The sequence below is a fragment of the Noviherbaspirillum sp. ST9 genome, from assembly GCF_048799745.1.
GTDB lineage: Bacteria > Pseudomonadota > Gammaproteobacteria > Burkholderiales > Burkholderiaceae_D > Noviherbaspirillum.
The window spans coordinates 1-1,384 of sequence record NZ_JBLWFR010000024.1; the positions used below are offsets into that span (position 1 = coordinate 1).

General features: G+C 60.5%; 1 protein-coding gene. It reads left to right on the top strand.

The features are described 5' to 3' along the window. Window positions 1-1,384, top strand: a 1,384-nt coding sequence (locus ACNOHI_RS24470; protein WP_420477338.1) for a tetratricopeptide repeat protein, incomplete at both ends; no start/stop codon positions are given.

The following is a 1,384-nucleotide window of genomic DNA, read 5'->3' on the forward strand; positions in this document are numbered from 1 at the left end:
CTGGCGCAGGACACTTCGCTGCTGGCTCGGGAGCGCGCCTCCCTGCGCCAGACCATGCTCGCCTCCCCGCTCCTGGACCAGGACGGCTTCGCTCGCGACATGGAAACGGCCTACCGGAACATGTGGAAACAACTGTCTGGACCGGAAACCGAAGAAGCTGCGCCCCCTGCCCTGCAAGCCGATTCCGCGCTGCCATCCTCTGTCGAAGCCGCCCTTGAGCATCACCGCGCCGGGCGACTGGCGGAAGCCGAACAGATCTACCGCCGGGTTCTTCAGGAACAGCCGACCAATATCGATGCATTGCATTCATTCGGACTGCTCTTTCACCAGCGTGGCGATCACACCACGGCGGAGTTCCTGATTCAGCGCGCCATTTCGACCCTCTCCACGTCGACGCCTGCAAAAGAGAAAAAGAGCGACTATTTCAAGCTTGGCAGTGCACTGTTGCATGCGAACCTGGGACTTGTCCTGCAGGCCGCAGGAAAGGCAGAGGAAGCGGTATCCGCATTCCGGACTGCCGTCGAGGCCAAACCGGATTATGTGGACGCAAGCTTCAATCTTGGCAACGCACTGCAGGCCCAGGGCAAGGTCGATGAAGCAGCTGACTGGTACAGGCGCGTCATCCGGCAGCAGCCCAACGCCGTCAAGGCGCACAACAACCTTGGCCTCGTCCTGCAACAGAAAGGACAAGTCGACGAAGCGATGGCCAGCTTCAAGCGTGCGATTGCCATCGACGCGATGTTTGCCGAGGCACACAACAATCTCGGACAAGCCCTGCAGGTACTGGGAAAGACGGCTGACGCCATCGACTGTTATCAGCGGGCAATCGCCATCCGCCCCGACTTCGCCGAAGCGTATTACAACCTGGGAATCGCATTCAAGGACCAGCCCGCCAACGCGGTTTCCTGCTACCTGAATGTGCTCGCGATCCGGCCCAACTATCCGGAAGCGCTGACCAACCTGGCCGCCGCCTACACAGAACTCGACAGGCTGGACGATGCCCTTGCCTGCAGCAGCAAGGCGGTCGCGATCAACCCCGATTATGCGGAGGCACATTACAACCTCGGCGTCGCGCTTCAGAAGCGCGTCAAGCTGGATGACGCCATCGCGGCCTATCGCCGGGCCATCGAACTGAAGCCCGACTATCCGACAGCACTGAACAATCTCGGCGACATATACCGCGCCCAGGGAAAGCCCGATGAGGCCATCTCCCTTTATCAGCGCGCGAGTGAACTTGCGCCGGAAGGGGGATATATCCAGAGCAACCTGCTGTTCTGCGTCAATTACCATCCGACGCTGACCGCCGAAGAAGTCTATGCAAGGTACCGCGAATGGAATGCGCGCTGCGCCGCAAGGTTCGCCGCCGATATCCCGCCGTTTGCGA